This window comes from Paenibacillus sp. FSL H3-0321 (genome assembly GCF_038002865.1).
Classification (GTDB): Bacteria; Bacillota; Bacilli; order Paenibacillales; family Paenibacillaceae; genus Paenibacillus_AQ.
Window position 1 is genome coordinate 170,439 of sequence record NZ_JBBODH010000001.1, and the last position, 24,222, is coordinate 194,660.

Sequence of the window (24,222 nt, forward strand, 5' to 3'; positions counted from 1 at the left end):
GGGACAATGAGTGACGGAGTGGGGCCGATTGCAATCGAGACGCGAGATGTGAGCAAGCGTTATGCGGGAAATACGGCCGTTAATCAGGTGTCGCTACAGGTGAAACGGGGAGAATTCGTCTCTCTGCTCGGGCCCAGCGGCTGTGGGAAAACCACGCTGCTCCGGCTTCTCGGCGGCCTGGAGCAGCCTGATGAGGGGACTGTGCTGTTGTCGGGACAAGATGTCTCGGGGATCCCGGCCTATGGACGGAATACGAACATGATTTTTCAGCAACTGGCGCTGTTCCCCCATATGGATGTCTACAATAACATCGCTTACGGCTTGAAAGTCAGAAATACCCCGAAACACGAAATCAAACAGCGAGTACAGGAGATGCTGGAACTGGTGCAGCTTGGCGACTACAGCCAACGCGCCGTCTCCCAGCTATCCGGCGGACAGGCGCAGCGCGTTGCCATTGCCCGCGCCTTAATCAACAAGCCGGAGGTGCTGCTACTGGACGAACCGCTGTCAGCACTGGATTTGCAGCTGCGGCTGGATATGCAGCGTGAATTGAAAAGGATACAACGCGAATTTGGGGGCACGTTTATCTTCGTTACCCACGATCAGCACGAGGCGATGAACATGTCTGACCGCATCGGTGTCATGCGGGGCGGCAAGCTGCTTCAATATGCAACACCCGATGAAATCTACGAACGGCCCGTGGACAGCTTTGTTGCCAAATTTATCGGCGACACCAACCTGCTTCGGGTGAAGGTACTTGGTGCGGAAGAAGGCCGGGTCTGGGTGCAAGCCGGCGGCTTGAAGCTTGCCGTGCGCCCGCAGGAAGGGCAGCCCCCGCTCGCTGCGGGGAGTACGGGTTCACTCTCCGTCCGTTACGAGTATCTCCGGATCGGAGAAGCAGCAAGTGGCTGCGACAACCGGCTGGAAGGAAGAGTGACCGAATGTGCATATGGCGGTGCAAGCATCCGGTACACGCTGGATATGGGTGGCCATGTCCAGCTGCATGCCAGCACACTGTATCAGCGGGGAGATGCCCGGTATGCTCCGGGCGACTCGCTGCTAATCGGGTTCAATCCCGAAGACGGACTGCTCCTGCCCGTTGATGGGCCTCCTCTAAGAGTGGGTTCCTTATGATGAAGGCCACCGGCAAGCTCATAGGGCTGTTCTCTCCGGGGAACCGAACCTGGGCGGCACAGCTGCTGCTGCTGCTGTTGCCGGCGCTTGCCTTGATGGGCATCGTGTATCTCGGTGGACTGCTGATCTTCGGCCGGTACAGTTTTGATCTCTACGAGAACGGGAGGCTGATCCGGGACTGGAATCTCGATTCCTACCGTTCCTTCCTGGGAGACCCCTATTATTGGACCTTGATAGGCACCACCTTTCGAGTCGCAGCCAAGGTAACTTTTTGGAGTCTGCTGCTTGCCTATCCGCTAGCCTACTGTATTGCCGGCCTGAAACGGCCAGGCATACAACAGTTCTTCTTGCTGCTAACGTTTCTTCCGCTTCTCGTCAGTGCTGTTGTCAGATCGTATGGATGGCAGCTGCTATTGTCTAAGCAGGGCTTTATGAACTGGCTGTTCATAAAGATGGGACTGACGGATAGCGGATTTGAGATGATGTATAACGAGACCGGGGTTACCGTTGCGCTTGTACATATCTTTCTGCCGTTTATGGTGTTCCCGATCTTGAATGTGCTTACCCAAACCGATGATTCACTGAAAGCGGCAGCCCATGATCTGGGCGCAGGCAAATGGCGTACGTTTCTAACCATTACACTGCCCTTGTCCGCGAGGGGCATTGCGAGCGGGGTGCAGATTGTCTTCACACTCTGCCTGACCGCATTTACAACGCCTCAGCTGATCGGAGGCGGGCGCGTCATGACGCTTCCGGTGCTGATCTATCAGCGGACATTGGATACGAACTGGCCGATGGCGGCTGTGGCGAGCCTCTTTTTGTTTGCTTCATCAATCCTTGTATCATTGATTGTTAACAAGGGAGCTGACCGGCTGATGTTCCGGCGTACACGGACGGGAGGGCAGGCCCATGATTAAAAAACCGCGGGATTACAAATGGATTCTCTACGTATGTGCCGGCGCGGTTGGCTTATATCTGCTGCTGCCGTTGTTGATGATCCTGGTGACCTCAGTGAGCAGCGGAGCCTCCAGCAAGTTTCCGCCTGACGGGCTGACGCTGGAATGGTATAGCCGTCTGGGTGATCAGAAGCAGTTTCTGGAAGCCTTCCGGAATAGTATGCTGTCTTCTGCGGGCGCAGTTCTGCTGGCGCTGGTTACTGGCACAATGGCTGCGCTGGCGATTGTCCATTATCCTTTTCCGGGCAGGGGACTTTTGCGCGCCTTTTTCATGTCGCCAATGGTAATGCCCAAGATAACATTAGGTGTGGCGTATCTGATCCTGTTCTCAAAAATGCACATCGCAGGCGGATTATTTGCCCTGATTCTGGGAGAGGCGGTCATCGTCCTGCCATTTGTCCTGTCCATTGTTGGCAGCGCTCTCGCCAATCTCAATCCGGCACACCGCGAAGCTGCCGCCGATTTGGGGGCCGGACCGTTTCGCATTTTCTTTACGATCACATTGCCGCAGCTGCGGCTTTCGCTTGTTTTAGCCGGCTCGATTGCCTTTGTCTTCACCTTTGATCAGGTCGAGACAGCACTGCTTATTTTACGTCAGGGAAGTTACACCTTGCCTATACAGCTTTTCTTGTACATGGAAAAATGGCAGGATCCTACGGTCGCTGTCGTGTCCATGGTGCTTATCGCTTTTGCACTTGTTCTGTTTTTTGCAATCAAACTGGTCATCCGCTCCGCACCGGGTCTGGAAAAACTGCTCGGCAGCCGAACGAATAAACGGAGGTCTTGAACCTGATGGACAAGCAAATCTCGAATCCTGTTTCCGGAGTCAACCGGCCGCGTGCCGCTGAACTTATGGCAACCAGAGGTCTGGCTGCTCTTGTGGCGACCACGCCGGAAAATATCAACTATATTCTTGGCTCGCAGCTGCGGGCCAGCAACTGGACGATGCAAATTTATGCTGTACTGCCGCGTGAACCGGAAACCCGTCCCTGTGTCATTATCCCTACAAATCGGCTAGGTGTAGTCGCGCAGTCGGGGATTACCGGAGCGGATTTATATGTGTATAGTGATTTTTTTGTGGAGGGGTCTATCGAAGGCAAACCATCCACTCCGGATATCGATCTTTTTTACGCTTTGCTGCAGAATACGACAACCTATACGGGTCCGATTGAAGCGTTGGAGGCGGCTCTTGAAGCTCTTGGATTCAAAGGACAAGCAGTAGGAGTGGACGAAATGAGGATCGCTCCGGATCTGCTTGCCAAATTTGCCGCAGGGCTTCCAGGCGGACAGGCTGTTGCAGCCTACCAGCTGTTCCGCCAGATCCGCCAGATCAAGACCCCGTTTGAAATCGAACGTCTGCGGAAGTCTGCGGTTCTGAACGAGACAATTGAGCAGGAACTAATCGATCTGATCGCCGCGGGTGTGCACGAGAAGGACTTGGCCGACCATTACCGGCTTGCAGTGATGAAAGCAGGGGGCACCCCCGCGATGACGGCAGTGGGTGCGGGTCCGCGCAGCGCTCTGCCGCTGATTGAGAATTATTTCCGCGTCATCGAGCCGGGGGACCAGATCCGTTTTGATCTTTGCCTTCAGTTGGACGGGTACTGGGGAGACACAGGCCGGACTGTAGTGCTTGGAGAAGCCACCCCTTGGATGGACCGGCACTTTCATGCGGTTCGCAGCGGCTGGGAGCAGGCGCTTGAAATGATCCGCCCTGGCGTAAAGGCCTCTGATGTCTTCCAGGCAGCCGTAGCCAGAGTTCAGAAGGAAGGCATTCCGCATTACCGGCGCCAGCATGTGGGGCATGCCATCGGCCTGGAATTGTACGATGATGTAACTCTGTCGCCCGGAGATCACCGCATTCTGGAACAGGGGATGGTGCTGTGTGTGGAAGTTCCTTATTATGAACTGGGCGCAGGCGGATTTCAGATTGAAGATACGATCGTGGTGACAGCAGACGGCTACGAGTTCTTAACACAGATGGAACGAAAGCTGTTCCGCAAATAACAAGGAGGGTTCCGGTCCCCCTGTCCTGTTCTGACAATCGGAGTTTCTCCAGCAAAGAAAGTAGGGAGCAATGAAAATTCAGCAGGGTTCAAAATCGTTCCGAAATATTAGTCTTGCACTGTTTGCCGGAGGTTTTGTCACATTTGCGCTTCTTTATACCTTGCAGCCTTTGATGCCGGAAATTACCGAAGCGTTCGGAATCACGCCGACGGAAGCCAGTTTAACCTTGTCGGTCACCACTCTATCCATGGCATTGACCATGCTGTTCATCGGTTCCGTATCCGATGCGGTTGGCCGCAGAGCCATTATGACGGCTTCTCTGGTTGCAACTTCCGTGATCGCCGTCATTTCCGCTTTTAGCCCGCTTTTCCCCGTATTGCTGCTGTTGCGTATATTACAAGGCATTGCGCTTGCCGGATTGCCCGCTATAGCAATGACTTATCTTGTGGAAGAAATCGAACCCCTCAGTCTGGGTTATGCGATGGGACTTTATATTAGCGGCAACTCCATTGGAGGAATGGGGGGCCGGATCATCAGCGGGTTGTTGACCGACTGGTTTGACTGGCGCGCAGCTGTCGGTGTCATTGGCGTGTTGGGTCTGGCTGCGGCTTTGATATTCTGGATGGTGATTCCGCCTTCACGCCATTTCGTGAAACAGACAGGCAAGCTGGGCCAGGTGATTCCACTGCTCTGGTCGCAATGCCGTAATCCGCGGCTCCTTTGTCTGTATGGGCTAGGTTTTCTGCTAATGGGCAGCTTTGTCACCTTGTTTAATTATATTGGCTTTGAGTTGACCGGTGAACCGTACAATCTTAGCCAATCACTGGCCGGCAGCATTTTCGTCGTGTATCTGATGGGAACCTTCAGTTCCACCTGGATGGGGCGGCTGGCTGACCGGTATGGCCGTACCGGTGTCATTAGGTTAGCTCTTGCCATCATCTTAACGGGAGCACTTTGCACGCTGCATCCCTACCTATGGGTCAAAATCATCGGCCTCGCACTTTTCGCCTTTGGTTTCTTCGGTGGCCATTCCATTGCCAGCAGCTGGGTGGGCCTGGTGGCCGATGAACATAAGTCGCAGGCCAATGCACTGTACCTCTTTTTCTACTACATAGGCTCTAGTGTGAGCGGTACAGGCGGCGGGGTGCTGTACAGCCATTTTGGCTGGTTCGGCATCATCGGCATGATCGCAGCCTATGTGGCAATTAGCCTGATGTTATGCGGCTTCCTAGTGCACAAGAGCGGGGGAGGGACTCAGAAACTATAATTCCATAAACTAAGAAGAGGCAGCCGCCTGACGGCTGTCTTTTTTGTATGATCGCCGACTGAGGATAGACTATAAGTTCATCAATAAACGTCCATTTTCAGCAGTGAAGGAAATATCTGCTTGTCTACTTTCCTTAAAAAACTTGGTAAGGTAGAGGTTAGCAATTAATAAGAGGTGAAAAGTTGTCATGAATAAGAAACACTGTTTGTTCTGCGATGAGATTGTTCCCATTAAACCGGAAGGCGATTACGATAGATATATTGGCTGTGCCTGTTCCCCCGGCGGTTTCTATAGCCTGCGGAGAGACAGCTACGAACCTATTAATTCGTTGCCGCACCCCAAAAAACGCGATATGCTTCATTTAATATCAGCTTATATCCGGGAGCTGACCGATTGCGATGAAAAGGTCACACTAGCGGCCAACGACTTAGAGCCGATTGCAAATTCTCCGAAAATACCTGTTACTATTGAAGATAAAGGAAACCGTCTACTGCAATATTTGTACAGACATTCCGAAGGGCCGGAGGAACCCGTGGTCATTCAACCACTCTCCAGCAGCTATAATTTGACCTATTCGCCCAATCTGCAAGAGCTGGTCTATATCATTGATAAGCTGATCAATGAGCAGCTGCTCATCAGGGAAGGTATGTCTTTTAAGCTTACCGGCAAAGGATGGAGCGAAGCCGCTGCGAACGCAGGAGGAAAAAAACTAAAGCCTTGCGTCGTTCTCATTTCGGATGAGGGGGATTTACGCACGGAGTGGCTGGAACTACTGTTGCCGAAAATCGAGCAGTGCGGTTATCTGCCGCGATTGCTTACACATACAAAAACGCAGAGCCGTGAACAGTATTCCTTGGAGCTTATCGCGGACAGTAAACTGATGATTGCGGACTTATCCGGTCAATCCCCCGAGGTGTATTTTGCAGCGGGATATGCGCTCGGTTTAAACATCCCGGTGATCTGGACCGTAAACGGCAGCGATGCCGATAACCTTTTTGTACAAATCCAAGATATCCGTCCGATGGTTTGGGATACAGCCGAGGAGCTGGCAGTACTACTCCAGCAGAGGTTGAGTTTATAGAGAATTTCCAGGACATGACCCGGTAAACGAAGCGAAATAAATAACAAGCGTCTCTCATAGAGGAGGACGCCTGTTATTTATTTTACTTTTATAGAGTTCTCCACAATTTAAATTCAAGATTTTTCGGCAATCATCTTTTTTAACTTGATTTCGGACTCTTTCCCGGTTGACTGTCCCACTTGTTGGATGAAGAAGGAGAGCAGCAAGGCGAGAATGCCGATTCCCACAATAACGAGGTAGGCATCATTTATACCCTGGATGGACGCTTCCATCATCATGTGTTCCTGAGTTGCGCTTTGTGCGCCACTTGAGCCCATAAGATTCTGCAAATGAGTTGTGGTACGGCTTGTCATGATGGTTACCAGCAAAGAAGTACCTATGGCACCCGCGACTTGTTTAACGGTATTGGAGATTGCGGTGCCATGCGCATGAAGCTTCGCCGGCAATTGATTTAATCCTGCGGTTTGTATAGGCATCAGGAACATCGCCATTCCGATCTGCCGGCCTGTTGACATGAACACCAGATAGATATAACTGGTAGAGTCCGTTAAATTAACAAAACTTAGGGTCGTGGTGATCGTTATAAGCAGACCGATGATGGCAAGCCATTTTGCTCCGAACCGGTCGAACAGCTTTCCGGTGACCGGCATAAGCAGTCCCATCACAAGCGAGCCGGGAAGCAGCAGTAAGCCGGACTCCATGGCCGTATAGCCGCGGGCACTCTGCAGGTACAGGGGAAGCAGAATCATATCCGCATACATCACGATTGTAACTGCGATACTGATGACGGTGGTTAAGGAGAACATCTTATATTTGAAGGCCCGGAGATCGAGAAGCGGATTTATGGAAGCCAGCTGCCGCCAAGTAAACAGGGCAAGAGAAAGGATACCCGCACCAAGAGACAAGAGCACCTCCGCACTCGACCAGCCTGCGCTGCCGGCCCGGCTGAAGCCATACAGCAAAACGCCAAAGCCGAGGGTGGATAGGGCCACACTTATCATATCAATCTTGGGATAGGAGCGTTTCGATACATTCTTCAAATAAATAAATCCGCAGACAATAACAAGGACAGTGGGCGGAATGATCCCATAGAACATGGTCTCCCAACTGTAATGTTCCAGGATATATCCTGCCAAAGTAGGTCCAATCGCGGGGGCAAATATAATCGCCAATCCGACCATGCCCATGGCAGCGCCTCTTTTTTCCGGAGGGAAAAGCGTTAAAATAACATTGATGAGCAGCGGCATGATAATTCCTGCGCCAGTTGCCTGAATCAAACGTCCGGTAAGCAGAACGGGGAAGCTTGCCGCGATGGCTGCTACGACCGTTCCAGCCAGGAAAATAAACATGGAAGTCTGGAAAAGCTGCCGGGTAGTAAAACGCTGCATTAAATAAGCCGTAATCGGAATCAGTACACCGTTCACCAGCATATAACCTGTTGTCAGCCACTGGGCGGTTGCCGCTGAGATGTTGAAATCATTCATTAATTCCGGCATGGCAACGCCCATCACCGTCTGATTCAACGTCGCAAGAAAGGCTCCAAAAATCATAATGAACAAAATGGGGCCTCTTTTTAGGACACTGATGTTTACTTCTCTCTGTTTACTCACTTCACTCCATCCTTTCAATGGTACCTTTTTCTTTTTGAACAGCATGCATATCCCTAATAGAAAAAATAAAACACTGCATCCCATTCCAAATAAAGCGCTGGAGCTGATGGCATTGGGGGATTTCTCCATCATAAGCAGAGTGTATTGAGTCACCACAATGGAGACCATTGCGTCTACAAAGCTAATCATTTTCAGTGAAGAAACAATAGGGCCCTTCAGATGCCGGTTAGCCAAGGTACCGTAAATGGCAATACCAAGCTTGGTGAAAGCAACTGCTGCTACCAGATAAACAATGTAACCTCTGAACATGATGGCATCTCCGGCAACATACATCCGCAGGCAGACCAACAGATAGGAGACCCCTAGAAGACAAAGGAAAGTGCCACTTCGTTGATAAACAATAAATTCCATATTATATCTTTGTGCAGGGTCTTCGATACTCTTGGCCACTCGATATTTATAAAGTGCCTGACCTCTTGCGGCAAAAAGGATTATGTAATACACCGCGTTAATCATGAACCATCCAGATAGGAGATACACACCGAGGATCAACTTGCCGATGCCGATTAAAGCATTGATTGTAAGTGATGCAACGTTTGTTAGGGCGGTTCGGTCTTGATAATCGACCGGGTAGCGGTCAAGTAAACCCTTAATCACTTCCCAAGCAGGGCATTAGCCTTTTCGCACACCTCGTAAATCTCGTCATACTTCTGATCGATCAGAGGCGCTACCTTGTTCGTTTTTTTCTTGCTGATACCGCTGAAGAGAAAATACGGGATGATCCAGCCTACGAAACCGGGGACTGCCAGTATTATTGTAAGAGGCAGCATGTCAGCTTGATTAGCAAACACAGAGCCAGCCATGAACGCTGTTCCAATCACACCGATAACATAGGCGACGACAGAAGCACCGATGACCTTGGAACTTTCCAGCGTTTCAATTTCGTTAACGGAGGCATCGAACTGGCGTTGCAGGCGGGTCAGCTCGGCTTTATTACGGATCTTCCGGTCCCGCTTGAACTTCATGGTTACAGAACCCACATTCTGAACTGAGGTTGAAGTACCCTCCAGCGCCCAGCCGAAGTTGTTATACCCGTCTACATACACCGACTCCATTTTGCGTTTTACCGTAACGTCCTTGTACTCATAACCGACGAAATTAGATTCGTTTCTTGTGATCTCACTCATAATAATTTCTCCTTTATTAATTAAGTTGATGTTGAAGCTTTCCTGTTTCACTTGACTTGATCATCTTACTGCCGAGATATTTATGAATTGCTTATAAAATGTTTATAAAATATTAATTGAACAATCGTTATGAACCGGAATTGGAAGATATGTTGTCTAATATAAAAAGCAGCCTGAATTCGTGTTCCGAATTCAGGCTGCTTTATCTTCAAAAGCCGAAAAGACTCCGACCTCTATAGGCGGAGATGAATAGGCGGTTTTCAACTATTCAGCGAACATATGTGCTATACTGTGAGAAAATACTACAAAAGGGGGTGTCGCACATGATCGTTCATCAAGCCTATAAATACCGCATCTACCCGAATACCGAGCAACAGCAACTCATTCGTCGAATGTTTGGCTGCTGCCGCTTTGTGTTCAATCATTTCCTGGAAGAGTGGAACCAAACCTATGCCGAGACAGGCAAAGGTTTGTCCTATCAGACCTGTGCGACACAGCTCCCCGTCCTAAAAACACAATATGACTGGCTCAAAGAAGTCGATAGTATTGCTTTACAGTCCGCCGTTCGGCATGTGGCAGATAGCTTTGACCGCTTTTTCAAAAAGCAAAATCAAGCGCCTCGCTTCAAAAGTCGGAAGCATCCAGTACAAAGCTACACCACGAAATTCACGAACGGAAATATCGCCATTGAAGGCAACCGATTGAAGCTTCCCAAGCTCGGCTGGATGCGTTTCGCCAACTCTCGGAAGCTGGAGGGTCGTATACTGTCCGCTACGGTACGGCAAAACGCCAGCGATAAGTATTTTGTCTCCCTGGTTTGCGAGGTCGAAAAGATCCCACTCCCACAAGCAGATGCACATATCGGCATTGACTTGGGGCTTAAGGAATACGCTGTGTGCTCCAACGGCGAACATTTTGCCAACCCCAGGTTTTACCGTCAATACGAGAAAAAGCTTGCGCTGTGGCAGCGGCGTTTGGCAAGACGCACACCAGGGGGCTCCAACTGGAAGAAAGCCAAGCAACACATTGCTCGTATTCACGAACACATTGCAAATTCCCGGAACGATTTTCTCCACAAGATGACAACGAAGCTGATCCGTGAGTGCCAAACGATCAGCATCGAACATCTGCGAGTGGCGAATATGATTCAAAATCCCAAACTCTCCAAGTCCATCGCTGATGCGTCCTGGGGCGAATGGGTGCGTCAACTGACGTATAAAGCATCCTGGTATGGACGAACCCTCCGGGTTGCCGACACCTTCGAACCGACCAGTCAGCAGTGCCACGTATGCGGCACGATCCATCCCGAAGTGAAGAACCTCTCGATTCGAGAATGGACATGTGTAGCTTGCGGAACACACCATGATCGGGATGAAAATGCGGCTCATAATATCAAACAGGTAGCGGTATAGCTATTACCTATAAAAAAAACGTAGAACTGCGAGAACGCAGGGATCGCTTGCCCATAAGAGGAGGTTGCTCCTCTGTTCGCAAGAATCCACCCCTTCAAGCGTCAGCTAAGTGGTGGAGATTCAATCGATCTTATCCATTCAATCGCATGGGGAAGAGCTTACTTCTCCACTTTCAATTTGACTGTGAATGTTGTACCCTGGTCGGGCTCACTCCTAACCGTTATGGCACCGCCCACCAGTTCAATGACCCGCAGCGAAAGAGCAAGTCCAAGGCCGTTTCCCTCCCCGGAGTGGGAAGTATCTCCCTGATAGAATTTATCGAAAATATGCTTCATCGTTTCCTCGTCCATGCCGCAGCCAGTGTCTGCTACCGTGACCGTAATCGTATCTTTATCCGAAGTCTGCGATAGGGTGATCGTTCCGCCGGGGGCTGTGAATTTCAGTGCATTGGAGAGAAGATTAAGCCATACGATCTCAAGCATACTTTCATCTGCGCGAATAATGGCACGGTCCTCTATATCCGCCACAAATCCGATATTCTTCTCTTCCCAGGAATTTTCAAAAGTAAGAGCGCAATCGCATAGCTGTCTGCACAGATCAAAGGGTTCGGGAACGTGATTAATCTCCTGATTATCCAATTTGTTCAGCTTCAGAATATTGATCACCAGCGTCGTTAGTTTTTGGGAGGCCGAAATAATAGTATCAGTATATTCTGTACGAAGTGTCGGCGACAGATCAACCTTTTGCAGCGCCATAGCGTAACTATGAATGACGGATAGGGGGGTTTTAATTTCATGGGACACATTGGATATGAAATCATTTTTGAGCGTTTCGATGCTGCCGAGTTCTTCAACCATCTTGTTAAAATCCCCGAACATTACGTCCACATAATCCTTCTTGTCCGCTATATGGAGTGGTTCCAGATAGACGGAAAAATCGCCTTCCGCTACCTGTTTTGCCGCCTCGCTGAGTTTTCTCATGGGCTTATCAAAGGTTTTGTACTTCTGCCTTGCGGTGAAAAGACAGAAGATGAAGGCAACGATGATCCAATATCCCGTGATCCCGAAGATGTATTGCGGTGGAACGTTTTCTACGGAAAGATAGGCATCGTAGATCAGCGCTTGCCCTGCGGTCAGCGTGGACAGCACAATAAAGGTCCAGAAAAACTCTTTCCATGAAAAATGCTGCGATTTGAGCCGGAGCTTCTCTTTCTTTATCTTCCTCATTGCAGCACTGCCTTGTAACCAAGTCCATGAACCGTCATGATCTTGAAATCCTCACAGCAGGAGAACTTGTCCCGAAGTTTAACAATATATACATCCACGGCACGCAGGCTTGTTTCGCTGCCAATGCCCCAAAATTCGTCCATAAGCTGGGCACGGGAAAAGGTATGTTTGGGATAGGAAAGCATCTTGTAGAGTATGTTGAATTCCCGTACCGTCACCGAAATTTCCTCACCGTTTACCGTTGCGGTCATCTCATCTGCGTCCATCATAAGACTTCCTACCGCCAGTTTCTTTTCATGAGCAATATTCGCCCGTCGAAGCAGAGCACCCACACGCATTACCAGTTCGTCCATATTGACCGGTTTGACCATGTAATCGTCAATCCCTGCACGAAACCCTTTTTGTTTCGAGGAAATATCGTCACGGGCGGTAACAAAAAGAATAGGGATAGTCTTGTTAATAGCCCTGACCGTTTCCACAAATTCAAAGCCATCAATCTCCGGCATCATAACGTCTGAGATGATAAGGTCGTACAGACTGTTATACATCAAATCATATGCCTCGCGTGGGTTTAAACATCCTTTAGCGTCGTATCCGTTATCACACAGATAAGTACAAATTATTTGATTGAGCTTTATATCATCCTCCACAACAAGGATATTGACCATGTGAAAAACATCCTTTCTAAAGAAACTAAAATTAGTATAAGAGTCAAATGTTAAAAAAATGTTTGGATGGAGGGATGAACTGAAAAATCCCCTCCAAGTATAACAGTAATGTGATGCTTTTTACTGTCTACCTAAAGGGGATAATGTAATATCACTCAGAAATAATGCTTATTATTATCTGTTCACAAGCTCGTTAATTAGCTTCAGGATGACTTCCCGCTTAATAGGCTTGCTGACATACTCGTCCATCCCGGCAGCAAGACATTTTTCCCGATCACCTTTCAAAGCATTGGCTGTGACTGCGATAATCGGAGGACAGTTCTCCTTGTGTTCTTCTCTTATCAACTTCACCGCATCGAAGCCGTTCATAATTGGCATGTGCAGATCCATTAAAATAAGATCAAACTTTTCTTTGCGTGCTGCTTCAACTGCATCTATTCCGTTTGTGACAGTAGTGATTCTATGACCTATTTTTTCAAGTGTTTTGGTTAACACCAGTTGGTTGATGTAATTGTCCTCAGCAAGCAAAATGTTAATTTCCCGTGTAATAGGGTGCTTGTACAAGGAAGACTCTTGAGCGGGTACTGCCGCTGTTTTCTTGGGCTTGATGGTGAAGGAGAAAGACGAGCCACTCTTGCCGTCACTCTCCGCGTATATCTCGCCGCCCATCATATCGATGATTCTGCGGCTGATCGCAAGGCCCAGACCAGTGCCTTCGTGATTGCGCGTCATAAAGCTGTCAATCTGCGCAAACGGTTCAAAAATGTCATTCAGCCGCATAGGATCAATCCCAATGCCCGTATCGGTTACCGTAAAGGCCAACTTTGTCGGATCTTCCTTTAGCAGCTTCACTTTTACCGATATGCTGCCCTTGGAGGTGAACTTCACGGAATTGCCGAGCAGGTTCAAGAGAACCTGTTTCAAACGGTCGCGATCTCCGTAGATATAGTCCGGAACATCATGATTTATAGTACTGGAGAGCTCAATTTGCTTTTGATCGGCTTTCATGGAAATGACGGCGAAGCTGTCCTTGATGCATTTGCGAAGATCGAACGAATCCTCTTGCAGTTCTGTCCGGCCTGCCTCGATTTTTGAAAGATCAAGAATATCATTGATGATATTGAGCAGCGTTTCCCCGCTTTTGCGGATGATCTCTACATAGCCCCGTTGCTCTTCATCAAGGTTAGTAGTCTCAAGCAGAATATCCGTCATGCCGACTACCCCATTCATAGGGGTGCGGATTTCGTGGCTCATCATCGCAAGAAACTCACTTTTCGCTCTGTTCGTAGACTCGGCAGCCTCCTTTGCAAGCAACAACTGCCGCTGTTCAGAGATGTCCTTACAGATGAGGTAGAATCCGATATTTTGATTATTTACATAAATCGGTGCAATACTGGTAAGCACTTCAACAATCTGGCCACTTTTGGTTATAAGCGCATTAATGTGCTGTTCAACCGAATTATCGTACAGCGCCCTTTTCAGAATCTTCTGAACATTCTCTTCGCCAATTAAACTCGAAAGCTCCATCCCGATCAGATCGGCCTCTATGGAGTAGCCTGTGATCTTTTCCGCCATACTGTTGGCGTTAATAATTCGGCCGTCTAGGCCAAAGGAAATCACGGTGTCATGGTTGTATTTTTTGAGTGACGTATACCGCTCAACTGATTCCTGAAGGCGCTGCTCGGATTCTTTTTGCTTGGTGATGTCAATGATTTGGCAAATGTAATACAATGCCTGGTCCGCCTCATCGCTGAAAAGCTTAAGAGAAAGCAACCCCCACAAGTCGTCTCCACTTTTTGAAACAAACCGCTTTTCGAGTTGTACTTTGGTTTGGTCACCCATGAGCGCCTTTAGTTTGTGTATAGTTCTAAAATCATCATCGGGATGGGAAAGGTCTTCCAACCTCATGCCGTCCAATTCTGCTTTGGAATAGCCGAATATTTGTTCAAAGGCGGGGTTAACGGTTAAAATCACACCTTCTGGCCCAACAAGGGCGATGCCAAAGGAAGCGTGATCAATGACCTGTTGGTTGTATCGTTCCTGGTTCAGGTTTACGCGATGCATGGCAGCCTCCAAAGGGTTAGGTTAATGTGTGCGTCAAAAATAGACCTCCTATTTGGAAGGCCTGAATCTAATGAAATGAATATAACTCCGAAATTGAATTACCCGATTGATTTTTTATTGAAACAGGAAGAAAATTGAAAATACCAGTCATATAATTTCAAGCTAGGAGATGATTAGAACAATGTACAATCAAGCCCAAAGAACGCTTACTACCGGACGATTGATTCTAAGACCCTTTAAAGAATCTGATGCACAACGTGTCAGTGAGCTCTGCAATAATTACAACATCTATAAAAGTACATTAACTCTGCCTTATCCATACTCCGTTGATTGTGCATTATCATGGATTCAAACACAAGAGGTTAATTTTAACAATAATAAATCCTATGAGTTTGCCATTACTGATAAAAATACATATGAGCTCTATGGAGCTATCGGACTGTCCAATAACCAAACACACAAAAATGGCGAACTCGGGTATTGGATAGGTGAGGAGTACTGGGGTAAAGGATATGCGACAGAAGCAACAAAAGCTATCCTTGAGTTTGCCTTCACAGAAAAGCATTACCATAAAGTGTACGCGAGATTTTTTGCTTCAAATCCAGGCTCTGGACGGGTTATGCAGAAATCGGGCATGGTGAAGGAAGGTGTTTTATTGCAGCATGTCTATAAAGAAAATAAATTTGTAGACCTTATTCATTATGGAATTATTAACACTTGAGGGTGAGCTTTTTTATATACAAATGACCAATTGAAACAGCGGCAGCCATGGACGAGAGATACAGTCCTGGACTACCGCTGTTTAGATTATAACGATGGCTATCAGCATATCCGGAAGGTTACAGACGAAACTGTTCATTATAAAAACGGCTCTACCCCCGCTTTAAGATAGTATCCGTATGCTTCAACATACCAGTTAAGGCATTTCGCTTCCCCGTGTTTAAATCAGAGGCATTCCGCTTTAACGCATCGCGGATGGGGATGACCTCTGTCATTTTTCTGCCGTTTTTCACTTTGCGAACTACGCAGGTCGGGATGTAATCGACGTTAGTGATACTTGTGTTTCCTTTTTGATCCTTTTTGATTTTAAGAGTAAGAATGATACTGCTTTGGGTATAAGGAATATTCATGAGCTTAGTCGAAACAAAATTACCCAGCGAATAGATAACGAATTGTTTCTTTCCCCGAACCGCTAACGGTTGAAGAACATGCGGGTGAGACCCCAGGATGATGTCTGCGCCATTTTTAAAGAAGAGGTTGACCAGCTGCTTTTGCCGCTTGTTTGGAGTGTACTTATATTCGTTTCCGAAATGAAGATAAAGCAAGACCAGATCGGCTTTCTTTTTTAAATTTCGAATTTCTCGAATGATTTTATCGGTTTCTATCCGATTGACCAGCCATGGCTGACTCGCAGGTACAGGAATCCTGTTGGTTCCTGCCGTGTAAGAGAGAATTCCGATCGTAATTCCTTTTACGTTTTTGATAAGAGTTTTCTTGGATTCTTCTAATGACTTAGAGGTTCCGGTATGGTCGATTCCAGTATGGTCCAGAACTTTTAACGTGCGAATCAGACCCTGGGTACCATAATCCATGCAGTGATTGTTCGCAGTTACTAATACATCGAATCCGGCTTCCTTAAGTGCCGGGGCCAATTCGTCTGGGCACTTGAATATCGGACCGCTTGAACGCAGACTTTTCCGGCTATCACGCCCGTTTCCGGCAAAGGTGGTTTCGAGATTGCCAATCGTCAAATCAGCCTGTTTCAGATAAGGAGCTACTTTTGCGAACAGGGGGCCGAACGAATAGGTACCGTCAGCTTGTTTAGCATCTGAAATAATATGACGTTTGACCATAAGGTCTCCTACAGCATTTATTTGTATTTCCGTCATCGTTATCCACCTTTTTATTGTTTTGATTAGGATATGGCGGAAGGGGGATATGGGTTATTAATATTCACATCAGAACAAGGGCAGTTTCCGGGACATCGAAAGCTCGGAAAGAGGCTTTATTTTTTCTTTTTTATACGAAATGTGACCCTACGCATAATCACATCGTTTAAATCGTCTAAATTTAAGGTATACGAATTTTATCTCAAACTTTCATAATTTGATTCAAATCCTCTTTTTTGTTTGGCGGCCATATTAGAATATGGTTATTGATAAACATTATCAACCAAACATTGGAGGTTAACAAAATGAGTACACAGTTCAAAAAAATCGCCGAGGACACTTTCTGGATAGGCAAAATCGATAACCGTCAGGTTCCCTTTCACCGCCTGGTTCTGGCAAAAGGAACAACCTATAACTCATACCTGTTAAAAACAGGAAAGCCGACTGTCATTGATACCGTAGATATGGAATTCGGACGTGAATATGCCGAGTGTCTGGGTGAAATGATTGATCTTCTGGATATTCATTACATCGTGATTAACCATACAGAACCTGATCACTCCGGTGGACTGGCAGCTCTTGCTGGCAAGGCTGCAAATGCTACAATCGTATGCACCGAGATTGCCGTACCGGAATTGCAGGAAATGTACAAGCTTCATAGCCGGAACTTCCTGGTGGTTAAAGACGGAGATAAGCTGGATATCGGAGGAAAAACACTTCTGTTTAAAGAAACACCTTACCTTCATACCGCTGAAACGATGATAACCTATTGTATCGAAGATCAAATCTTATTTCCTTGCGATATCTTCAGCACGCATGTTGCGGTGGAGAATCTGTTCAGCGATGAAGCCGGTTTTGATATCACGGAAGATTTCCAGGGTTATTACGCCGCCATTATTCATCCTCACAGAAGATATGTAAGAACACTGCTGGAGGCAGTCAAGGATCTTGAAATCCGGATGATCGCTCCTTCCCACGGATTTGTGATCCGGGAGGACATCCGCAAATATATCGAAATGTACGCCACGTTGAGCCGCGAAACCACTCAAGGAAAAAAGGCAGTCATTGTATATACCACCATCAAAAACAGTACCAAGAAGATGGCCAAAATTATACAAGACTGCTTGCAGGAAAATAATATTGCGACAGAGGTCTGGGATGCGGACAAAAGCAGCGCCGCCGATATTCTGAACAGCATTGCGTCAGCCGACGCAGTCTTTATCGGCAGCTCCACTAAATACGCGGACATGATCGGGAACCTGGAGAACATTCTGAAAGAAATGCAAAACATGAATCTGGAAGGCAAGCTTGCTGCAGCCTTTGGCTCATACGGCTGGAGCGGTGAAGCCATTGAAGTCATTCAGGATTATCTGAACGGAACCAACATGACGGTGCAAAGTACTTCTGATGTTATTAAATCCACAGGGATGACACATGTGGAGTTCCCTTTAAGAATCAGATTTTCCCCTAAAGAGCCTGAGAAAGTACAAAAAATTAAAAATGCGGCTGAATTTGTATCGGATTTACTGCTGAGTTCATTTTAGGAAGGAGGATTATAGGATGACAAAACATTACGTTATTGTCGGCGGCGGAGTAGCCGCCGTCCATGCCGCCAAAGCGATCCGTGATCAAGACGCAGAATCGGAAATCTCGATCCTCGGAGAGGAAGACCAACTGCCCTACAACCGGATTAAACTGACCAAAGGCCTGTTTACCGACCTGCACAGTGAGAAGGTGCTGATCAAGAAGGAAAAATGGTATCGCGATAATCGGATATCCGTAAAGACCTCTACCCGAATCAGTTCTGTCCACCCGGACCGGCAGCTGGTGGAGACAGAAGACGGGCAAAGTGTATCGTATCATAAGCTCCTGTTGTGTATGGGAGCAAGGAACCGCGCGCTACCGATTGAGGGGGCAGGCCTGAACAATGTTCATACCCTCCGGGATATGAACGACGCGGACCGGCTGAAAGACAGCCTGCAGGATGGCAGCCGTGTAGCCGTAATCGGCGGGGGAGTGCAGGGAATCGAAACCGCTTGGGCGCTGCATGAAGCAGGATATCAGGTAACGGTGATCGAAGCATTTCACCGCCTGATGGGCAGGCAGCTTGATGAGAAATCCTCACAGCTGCTTAAGGACACCCTCGAACGATCAGGTGTTAAGGTTATTCTGCAATCAGGGGTGGCGTCTATTACAGGGACAGAGTTTGTTACCGGAATTACGCTGGACGATCAGTCTCACTTCTCCTGTGACCATGTAGTTTACTCTATTGGTATCGTGCCGAATACGGCGCTGGTAAATGGCTCGAATATTCTAGTCCGGCAGGGCATTCTCGTAAATGATCAAATGCAAACAAACGATCCGCATGTGTACGCAGCCGGAGATGTTGCTGAAATTAACGGGCATGTGGAAGGACTGTGGGGCGGAGCGATCGAGCAGGGCCGGATTGCCGGCAATAATATGGCCGCCAATCTCACTGTTTATCGTAGAGCTGTTCCAGTGACCTTGTTTAATGCCTTTGGCCTCTCACTATTTTCAATAGGCAACGTTGATGAACGGCAATGCGACATGGCGGTGTGCGGAGAAGAAAATGGAGCATATACGCTCATCTATGTGAAAGATAACACAATTACCGGGGCGATATCCTGGCAAGGTGCAGCTGCTTCCCTGGTATATAAAGCCGCTGTCGAGCAAGGCATCACACTTACGGGCATTGATCTCAACGGGAGCAATATCGTGGAAATTATGGCTGAAGTACAAACCAGATTGAACTAAACTACCAACTTTTTAGGAGATGATAATGATGAAGAAATACATCTGCCAACCCTGCGGCTATATCTATGATCCGGCAATAGGCGATCCCGATGAGGATGTAGCTGCAGGCACAGCGTTTGAAGACTTGCCTGAGGATTGGGTTTGTCCGGTATGTGGTGAGGATACAAGTCACTTTGCGCCGGTTGAGGACAAAAAGTCTTCTGCTTCCTAAAGAGAAGCAGGAGTTGTACAAAAAAAACGAACAAAAGGGGGGACAGTTATGAATGAGCATTCTTGCCAACACGTTGCAGAACCTTGTACCCGCAAGGTGCCGATTTTCGCTGCGTTGAGCGATGACGATCTCTCCCGGATCAGCGCCATGATCAAGCACCGTAAGTTCACTAAAGGTCAACCGTTAATTCTGGAAGGGGCGCCGTCGGATACGCTGTACATCATTCAGCGGGGGCATGTGAAATTATCCAAAACAACTCCTGAAGGCAAGGAACAAATTTTGCACATCCTGACGAACGGGGATTTTTTCGGTGAACTGAGCATTTTTAACAGCGATGAGCTGAGCAACTTCAGTGCTTATGCGCTGAAAGACACCAACATTTGCATGCTGACCCGAACCGATATGGAGCAGCTGATGACTGATAATCCGGATATTTCGCTTAGGCTGTTGAAGAGTGTTACCAAAAGACTAGCCCATACAGAAAATCTGGCGCAAAGCCTGGCAACCAAAGATCCGGAAATACGGATTGCTTACATGATCATGGAACTCAGCGACAAATATGGCAAGCAACGTGGTGATCATATTCATATTGACCTTCCGCTGTCTCGTGAAGAACTGGCCAGTTATGTCGGGGTCACCCGCGAAACTATTAGCAGAAAATTCTCAAGGTTCGAAGATTCGGGTCTTATTGAGCTGATTGGAAACAAGCAGATGGTGATTATTGATTCGGCCGGTTTGGAGAATTATATGGGGTATTAAGATAGTAACGGATCAAAAAAATTCAATATGATTAAGCTGCATTTCTGCCCTTGGGTTATTGCGGGGAGCAAACTCCGATACTTGTCGTTCCGGATGGAGTATCCATTACTACAGGGAGCTTATAGGCGTGTTAAACAAGCTGTCGAGATTATTCTCGGCAGCTTGTTTTGCAGCGTCACAGGGTGAATCTACTTCTTCAGGGTTGTCAGCATACTCTGGATATGACCCTCCATTAGCTGCCGTGCTGTTTCGCTTTGTCGTTCCTCGATAGCAATGGCGATCAGAACATGATAATTGGAAGCTTTCGTCCGCATATTGGGCAGCGTATTGGTCTGCTTGCGCCCTTCGGCCAGCAATGGAAGAATCGAATTCAGCATCCGCGCCACAACCGGATTTGCTGCCCCTTCGGCGATTAACTGATGAAAGGCTAGGTCTGTCTCGAAGAATGGGCCACCTTCCTCCATTTGCCGCACCATTCGCTCTGCCAGTACCCGCAGCCTGCGGATCTGATCTTCATCGGCCCGCTGCGCGGCCAGAGCGGCAAGTTCAGGCTCAATGAGCAGTCTAGCTTCCAGCAGATCCACTATCGAAATGTTTTCCAATTCCTCTAAGGCTACCGCCGGATCATCCAACAGCAGCGGATCGTTTCGTACATACATCCCTCGTCCGTGCTCAATGCTGACATTCCCCTGACTCTCTAATATCCGCAGCGCTTCGCGTACTGTAGTAACGCTAACGGAAAAATCAGCAGCAAGCTGCTGCAGAGTAGGAAGCCGATCCCCCGGAGCCCATTCCCCATCGAGGATTTTCTGTTTCATAAGCTCTATTGTAGCCTGAAACGCGGTCTGTTTGATCTGTTTCATGTTTAGCCGTCCTTATCACTTGGAATGAATTCATTTTAGCATAGGAGCTTCTTGAGGATAAGTAGATATGTCTAAGTATTGATTTAGTATTGACTAGTAAACAACAAGATAATATGATTGTAGCATAAAGATCGTATCAATATCGTAAAGGTAATTACATTTAACGTTAAAAAACAATGGATCGCACGGTCTTTTTGTGTAATAAGGCAAAAAAGTAAGTGATTTAATTTTATTCAAGAGTAAAGATATGATCTTCATGCAGAAACTCTATCAGTGATGAAGCAGAAGGAGGAGGGGCAATGGAGGTAGTAACCTTTGGGGAAACCATGGTACTTCTGGCACCGGACCGGATGGTTCCCCTGGAGTATGTGAACGGCTTTCACAAGCATGTTGCCGGAGCCGAGACCAATGTGGCAGTTGGGCTTGCCCGTATGGGACATACCGTGGGCTGGTTCAGCAAGCTCGGAAATGATCCATTTGGACGCTATATTAGGCAGGTCGTAAGAGGACATGGCGTCGATACTTCCGAAGTCAGGATTACAGACGAAGCGCCGACGGGAGTGTTTTTCAAAGAACAAATATCCCCGGACAAAATACAGGTGTACTACTACCGCAAACAATCGGCTGCCAGCCTGATGCACGAGGATGAGCTTAATGAGGCTTATGTTGGAAAAGCCCGCATCCTGCATGTTACCGGCATCACTCCGGCGCTTAGCCCGGAGTGCAGGAAATTAACCTTTCGAGCCCTCGAAGCGGCAAAAAAACACGGTGCGGCCATTGTGTTTGATCCCAATATCCGCTGGAAGCTTTGGAACAGAGAAGAAGCCTGCGTTGTGCTTAACGAAATGGCGGCACTTGCCGACTACGTGCTGCCCGGTATTAAGGAGGGACAGTTTCTGACAGGATGCTGTACGCCTGCAGACATCGCAGATCGTCTGCTGAAATCCGGCGCCGGTGCTGTCGTAATCAAGCTCGGCGCCAACGGGGCTTATTACAGTAACGGACGAATCGCGGGAAATGAGCCAGGGTTTCCGGTGAAACGGCTCATTGATCCGATGGGTGCCGGAGACGGTTTTGCCGCCGGATTTATAAGCGGATTGCTGCAAGGGGAGGACCTGCCCTCAGCGGTGCGACGCGGCAACGCGGTAGGTTCCATTGTTGTCAGGGTAAGCGGCGATGTGGAAGGTCTTCCGACACGGCAGGATGTAGATCTTCTCCTGGCAGGGGGATCCGACTTGGAGGATATTATCCGGTAAATGAGGGGCATTCCAAAGGAGGAGGAAAGAAATGGACAAAAATCTTCAGATTGAGCGGTTGATAACTTCCGGACTGGTCGCCGTTATTCGCAGACCAGAGCCTGAAAGGGTGGATAAAATTGCCGCGGCACTGGCAGATGGCGGTGTCGGGGCGCTGGAGATTACAGCCGATACGCCGGAAGTGAACAGGTTGATCGCGGACATGAAGGCGAAATATGGAGATCGCCTGCTGGTGGGAGCAGGTACGGTGCTGAAGTTGACGCAGGCCGAGCAGGCTATCGCGGCGGGAGCCGATTTTATTTTTTCGCCAAATTTGAATGAGGCAATTGTGGATCTGACCTTAAAGTACGGGCGAATCTCCATCCCAGGCGTAATGACGCCAACCGAAGCTGTCAGAGGGCACGAAGCTGGTGCTGACCTGCTAAAGGTGTTCCCCGGCGGTTCGCTGGGCGCCTCCTACATAAAGGAACTGCAGGGGCCCCTTGGTCACATTCGGATGATGCCGACAGGAGGCGTGACACTTGCGAATGTCGGATCCTTCATTGCCGCCGGATCTGTTGCCGTCGGTTTAGGAAGCGCTCTCGTAGACCGGAAAGCGGTGGAGAAGGGCGACTATGGGAAGATAACAGAGACAGCCCGCCAATTTGCGAAAGAAGTCAGCAAGGCCAGATTGAACAACACAAAAGGAGCTAAATAATCGATGAAAATAACCGGATTTGAGACCTTTATCGTTCCTCCCCGCTGGCTGTTTCTGAAGATTGAAACCGATGAGGGCATATCCGGCTGGGGAGAGCCGGTGGTCGAAGGCAAGGCTCATACTGTTCAGACCGCAGTGGAAGAGATGATGGATCTTTTGATCGGACAGGATCCTCAACGGATTGAAGACCTATGGCAGTTGATGTACCGGGGAGGATTTTATCGTGGCGGGGCTATTTTAATGAGCGCGATAGCCGGGATCGATCAGGCGTTGTGGGATATTAAAGGGAAAATCTACAATGCGCCCGTGTACCAGCTGCTCGGCGGAGCTTGCCGCAATTCAATGCGGGTTTACTCCTGGATAGGCGGAGACCGCCCCATCGATGTCGTCAAATCTGCTCTGGAGAAGAAGGCCGCCGGTTTCACGGCGATTAAGATGAACGCCTCGGAAGAGATGCAGTTCATTGATACACATGACAAGGTGTATGCAATCGTTGAGCGGGTCGCCGCCATTCGGGAGTCCTGTGGACCGGAATTCGGGATCGCTGTCGATTTTCACGGGCGGCTTCACAAACCGATGGCAAGGGGACTGGCTAGAGAGCTGGATCCGTACCGTCTGATGTTCATTGAAGAGCCGGTGCTGCCGGAAAACAACGAAGTACTGCGGGAAATCGCACATCATACCAGCACTCCGATCGCGACGGGTGAGCGCATGTTCTCACGCTGGGATTTTAAAAATCTGCTGAAGGATGGGGTGGTCGATATTATTCAGCCCGACCTGTCCCATGCGGGAGGCATCACGGAATGCAAGAAAATATTCGCCATGGCCGAAGCGTTCGATGTCGCGGTCGCTCCGCACTGTCCGCTTGGGCCGATTGCTCTTGCCGCCTGTCTTCAGGTAGATGCGACGTCTTATAATGCGGTCATTCAGGAACAAAGCCTCGGCATCCATTATAATCAAGGAAATGACCTGCTGGATTATATCACCGATCCTACAGTTTTTGCCTACAGTGACGGTCATGTCAATATTCCTTCCGGACCGGGTCTTGGCATTACGGTGAACGAGGAGTATGTGCGGAAGATGGCGGAGTCGGGCCACCGTTGGAGAAATCCGGTATGGCGGCATCGGGACGGCAGCATTGCTGAGTGGTAAGCCCTATT

General features: G+C 48.5%; 22 protein-coding genes. 15 read left to right on the forward strand and 7 right to left on the reverse strand.

What is annotated here, in order from left to right:
* Positions 1–6: 6 nt before the first annotated feature.
* The 6 genes from MHI45_RS00710 to MHI45_RS00735 all read left to right on the forward strand — a co-directional run bounded on the left by MHI45_RS00710 (position 7) and on the right by MHI45_RS00735 (position 6,445).
* Entirely contained in the window at positions 7–1,134 is a 1,128-nt protein-coding gene (locus MHI45_RS00710) for an ABC transporter ATP-binding protein (protein ID WP_341118812.1), read from the forward strand.
* A complete protein-coding gene (locus MHI45_RS00715) occupies positions 1,131–2,051 on the forward strand; it encodes an ABC transporter permease (protein ID WP_341118813.1) in 921 nt (306 codons plus the stop codon). The genes MHI45_RS00710 and MHI45_RS00715 overlap by 4 nt, the downstream gene beginning before the upstream one ends.
* Positions 2,044–2,877 (forward strand): ABC transporter permease, encoded by an 834-nt coding sequence (locus MHI45_RS00720; protein ID WP_076111873.1) that lies wholly within the window; start codon positions 2,044–2,046, stop codon positions 2,875–2,877. Before MHI45_RS00715 ends, MHI45_RS00720 begins: the two co-directional genes overlap by 8 nt.
* A 5-nt stretch (positions 2,878–2,882) precedes the next feature.
* Positions 2,883–4,097 carry a M24 family metallopeptidase gene (locus tag MHI45_RS00725; protein WP_076111872.1) on the forward strand — a complete coding sequence of 405 codons (1,215 nt, stop codon included), beginning with the start codon at positions 2,883–2,885 and terminating at the stop codon, positions 4,095–4,097.
* 70 nt (positions 4,098–4,167) lie between these two features.
* Positions 4,168–5,364 (forward strand): MFS transporter, encoded by a 1,197-nt coding sequence (locus MHI45_RS00730; protein ID WP_341118815.1) that lies wholly within the window; start codon positions 4,168–4,170, stop codon positions 5,362–5,364.
* Positions 5,365–5,551: 187 nt separating this feature from the next.
* Entirely contained in the window at positions 5,552–6,445 is an 894-nt protein-coding gene (locus tag MHI45_RS00735) for a hypothetical protein (RefSeq protein WP_076111869.1), read from the forward strand.
* A gap of 113 nt (positions 6,446–6,558) precedes the next feature.
* On the opposite strand, the gene MHI45_RS00740 is transcribed toward MHI45_RS00735, so the two are convergent.
* Entirely contained in the window at positions 6,559–7,995 is a 1,437-nt protein-coding gene (locus MHI45_RS00740) for a DHA2 family efflux MFS transporter permease subunit (protein WP_256718163.1), read from the reverse strand.
* A 713-nt stretch (positions 7,996–8,708) separates the two neighbouring features.
* Positions 8,709–9,242, reverse strand: coding sequence for a hypothetical protein (locus tag MHI45_RS00745; protein ID WP_076111868.1), 534 nt, complete (start codon positions 9,240–9,242; stop codon positions 8,709–8,711).
* Positions 9,243–9,565: 323 nt separating this feature from the next.
* Here MHI45_RS00745 and tnpB point away from each other — a divergent pair, with 323 nt between their 5' ends.
* Positions 9,566–10,654: an IS200/IS605 family element RNA-guided endonuclease TnpB gene (gene tnpB, locus MHI45_RS00750; RefSeq protein WP_341118816.1), complete on the forward strand. Its 1,089-nt coding sequence runs from the start codon at positions 9,566–9,568 to the stop codon at positions 10,652–10,654.
* A gap of 158 nt (positions 10,655–10,812) precedes the next feature.
* Here the strand turns inward: tnpB and MHI45_RS00755 are convergent, their stop codons facing one another.
* The 3 genes from MHI45_RS00755 to MHI45_RS00765 form a co-directional block, all read right to left on the reverse strand.
* Positions 10,813–11,880 (reverse strand): HAMP domain-containing sensor histidine kinase, encoded by a 1,068-nt coding sequence (locus tag MHI45_RS00755; protein WP_076112917.1) that lies wholly within the window; start codon positions 11,878–11,880, stop codon positions 10,813–10,815.
* Positions 11,877–12,548 carry a response regulator transcription factor gene (locus MHI45_RS00760; protein WP_076112916.1) on the reverse strand — a complete coding sequence of 224 codons (672 nt, stop codon included), beginning with the start codon at positions 12,546–12,548 and terminating at the stop codon, positions 11,877–11,879. Before MHI45_RS00760 ends, MHI45_RS00755 begins: the two co-directional genes overlap by 4 nt.
* 174 nt (positions 12,549–12,722) lie before the next feature.
* Positions 12,723–14,612: a PAS domain S-box protein gene (locus MHI45_RS00765; RefSeq protein WP_076112924.1), complete on the reverse strand. Its 1,890-nt coding sequence runs from the start codon at positions 14,610–14,612 to the stop codon at positions 12,723–12,725.
* Between the two features lie 181 nt (positions 14,613–14,793).
* On the opposite strand from MHI45_RS00765, the gene MHI45_RS00770 reads away from it, so the two are divergent.
* The gene (locus tag MHI45_RS00770; RefSeq protein ID WP_076112915.1) at positions 14,794–15,333 is read left to right on the forward strand and encodes a GNAT family N-acetyltransferase; all 540 of its coding nucleotides are present in this window, start codon (positions 14,794–14,796) and stop codon (positions 15,331–15,333) included.
* Positions 15,334–15,484: 151 nt separating this feature from the next.
* Here the strand turns inward: MHI45_RS00770 and MHI45_RS00775 are convergent, their stop codons facing one another.
* Entirely contained in the window at positions 15,485–16,501 is a 1,017-nt protein-coding gene (locus MHI45_RS00775) for a CapA family protein (RefSeq protein ID WP_076112914.1), read from the reverse strand.
* Between the two features lie 305 nt (positions 16,502–16,806).
* Here MHI45_RS00775 and MHI45_RS00780 point away from each other — a divergent pair, with 305 nt between their 5' ends.
* From MHI45_RS00780 to MHI45_RS00795, 4 genes are read left to right on the forward strand one after another with little or no spacing between them, the layout of a single operon-like run.
* On the forward strand, positions 16,807–18,045 hold the full coding sequence (locus MHI45_RS00780) for an FprA family A-type flavoprotein (RefSeq protein WP_038591980.1): 1,239 nt from the start codon (positions 16,807–16,809) through the stop codon (positions 18,043–18,045).
* Positions 18,046–18,061: 16 nt separating this feature from the next.
* Positions 18,062–19,276, forward strand: coding sequence for an NAD(P)/FAD-dependent oxidoreductase (locus MHI45_RS00785; RefSeq protein WP_076112913.1), 1,215 nt, complete (start codon positions 18,062–18,064; stop codon positions 19,274–19,276).
* Positions 19,277–19,304: 28 nt separating this feature from the next.
* On the forward strand, positions 19,305–19,487 hold the full coding sequence (gene rd / locus MHI45_RS00790; RefSeq protein ID WP_038591984.1) for a rubredoxin: 183 nt from the start codon (positions 19,305–19,307) through the stop codon (positions 19,485–19,487).
* 48 nt (positions 19,488–19,535) lie between these two features.
* Positions 19,536–20,246, forward strand: a complete 711-nt coding sequence (locus tag MHI45_RS00795) for a Crp/Fnr family transcriptional regulator (protein ID WP_076112912.1) — start codon at positions 19,536–19,538, stop codon at positions 20,244–20,246.
* A 188-nt stretch (positions 20,247–20,434) separates the two neighbouring features.
* Here the strand turns inward: MHI45_RS00795 and MHI45_RS00800 are convergent, their stop codons facing one another.
* Positions 20,435–21,109 carry a FadR/GntR family transcriptional regulator gene (locus tag MHI45_RS00800; RefSeq protein ID WP_076112911.1) on the reverse strand — a complete coding sequence of 225 codons (675 nt, stop codon included), beginning with the start codon at positions 21,107–21,109 and terminating at the stop codon, positions 20,435–20,437.
* Between the two features lie 299 nt (positions 21,110–21,408).
* Between MHI45_RS00800 and MHI45_RS00805 the strand changes: the two genes are divergently transcribed.
* Genes MHI45_RS00805 through dgoD form a run of 3 tightly spaced genes read left to right on the forward strand, consistent with a single transcriptional unit; the run spans position 21,409 to position 24,214 of the window.
* Positions 21,409–22,365, forward strand: coding sequence for a sugar kinase (locus tag MHI45_RS00805; RefSeq protein ID WP_076112910.1), 957 nt, complete (start codon positions 21,409–21,411; stop codon positions 22,363–22,365).
* Between the two features lie 31 nt (positions 22,366–22,396).
* Entirely contained in the window at positions 22,397–23,062 is a 666-nt protein-coding gene (locus tag MHI45_RS00810) for a bifunctional 4-hydroxy-2-oxoglutarate aldolase/2-dehydro-3-deoxy-phosphogluconate aldolase (protein ID WP_076112909.1), read from the forward strand.
* A gap of 3 nt (positions 23,063–23,065) precedes the next feature.
* Positions 23,066–24,214 carry a galactonate dehydratase gene (gene dgoD, locus MHI45_RS00815; protein ID WP_076112908.1) on the forward strand — a complete coding sequence of 383 codons (1,149 nt, stop codon included), beginning with the start codon at positions 23,066–23,068 and terminating at the stop codon, positions 24,212–24,214.
* The last annotated feature ends 8 nt before the right edge of the window (positions 24,215–24,222 follow it).

Coding starts and splice junctions, on each gene's coding strand:
- MHI45_RS00710 (WP_341118812.1), top strand. CDS start 7: ATGAGTGACGGAGTGGGGCCGATTGCAATCGAGACGCGAGATGTGAGC.
- MHI45_RS00715 (WP_341118813.1), top strand. CDS start 1,131: ATGATGAAGGCCACCGGCAAGCTCATAGGGCTGTTCTCTCCGGGGAAC.
- MHI45_RS00720 (WP_076111873.1), top strand. CDS start 2,044: ATGATTAAAAAACCGCGGGATTACAAATGGATTCTCTACGTATGTGCC.
- MHI45_RS00725 (WP_076111872.1), top strand. CDS start 2,883: ATGGACAAGCAAATCTCGAATCCTGTTTCCGGAGTCAACCGGCCGCGT.
- MHI45_RS00730 (WP_341118815.1), top strand. CDS start 4,168: ATGAAAATTCAGCAGGGTTCAAAATCGTTCCGAAATATTAGTCTTGCA.
- MHI45_RS00735 (WP_076111869.1), top strand. CDS start 5,552: ATGAATAAGAAACACTGTTTGTTCTGCGATGAGATTGTTCCCATTAAA.
- MHI45_RS00740 (WP_256718163.1), bottom strand. CDS start 7,995: ATGATTTTTGGAGCCTTTCTTGCGACGTTGAATCAGACGGTGATGGGC.
- MHI45_RS00745 (WP_076111868.1), bottom strand. CDS start 9,242: ATGAGTGAGATCACAAGAAACGAATCTAATTTCGTCGGTTATGAGTAC.
- tnpB (WP_341118816.1), top strand. CDS start 9,566: ATGATCGTTCATCAAGCCTATAAATACCGCATCTACCCGAATACCGAG.
- MHI45_RS00755 (WP_076112917.1), bottom strand. CDS start 11,880: ATGAGGAAGATAAAGAAAGAGAAGCTCCGGCTCAAATCGCAGCATTTT.
- MHI45_RS00760 (WP_076112916.1), bottom strand. CDS start 12,548: ATGGTCAATATCCTTGTTGTGGAGGATGATATAAAGCTCAATCAAATA.
- MHI45_RS00765 (WP_076112924.1), bottom strand. CDS start 14,612: ATGCATCGCGTAAACCTGAACCAGGAACGATACAACCAACAGGTCATT.
- MHI45_RS00770 (WP_076112915.1), top strand. CDS start 14,794: ATGTACAATCAAGCCCAAAGAACGCTTACTACCGGACGATTGATTCTA.
- MHI45_RS00775 (WP_076112914.1), bottom strand. CDS start 16,501: ATGACGGAAATACAAATAAATGCTGTAGGAGACCTTATGGTCAAACGT.
- MHI45_RS00780 (WP_038591980.1), top strand. CDS start 16,807: ATGAGTACACAGTTCAAAAAAATCGCCGAGGACACTTTCTGGATAGGC.
- MHI45_RS00785 (WP_076112913.1), top strand. CDS start 18,062: ATGACAAAACATTACGTTATTGTCGGCGGCGGAGTAGCCGCCGTCCAT.
- rd (WP_038591984.1), top strand. CDS start 19,305: ATGAAGAAATACATCTGCCAACCCTGCGGCTATATCTATGATCCGGCA.
- MHI45_RS00795 (WP_076112912.1), top strand. CDS start 19,536: ATGAATGAGCATTCTTGCCAACACGTTGCAGAACCTTGTACCCGCAAG.
- MHI45_RS00800 (WP_076112911.1), bottom strand. CDS start 21,109: ATGAAACAGATCAAACAGACCGCGTTTCAGGCTACAATAGAGCTTATG.
- MHI45_RS00805 (WP_076112910.1), top strand. CDS start 21,409: ATGGAGGTAGTAACCTTTGGGGAAACCATGGTACTTCTGGCACCGGAC.
- MHI45_RS00810 (WP_076112909.1), top strand. CDS start 22,397: ATGGACAAAAATCTTCAGATTGAGCGGTTGATAACTTCCGGACTGGTC.
- dgoD (WP_076112908.1), top strand. CDS start 23,066: ATGAAAATAACCGGATTTGAGACCTTTATCGTTCCTCCCCGCTGGCTG.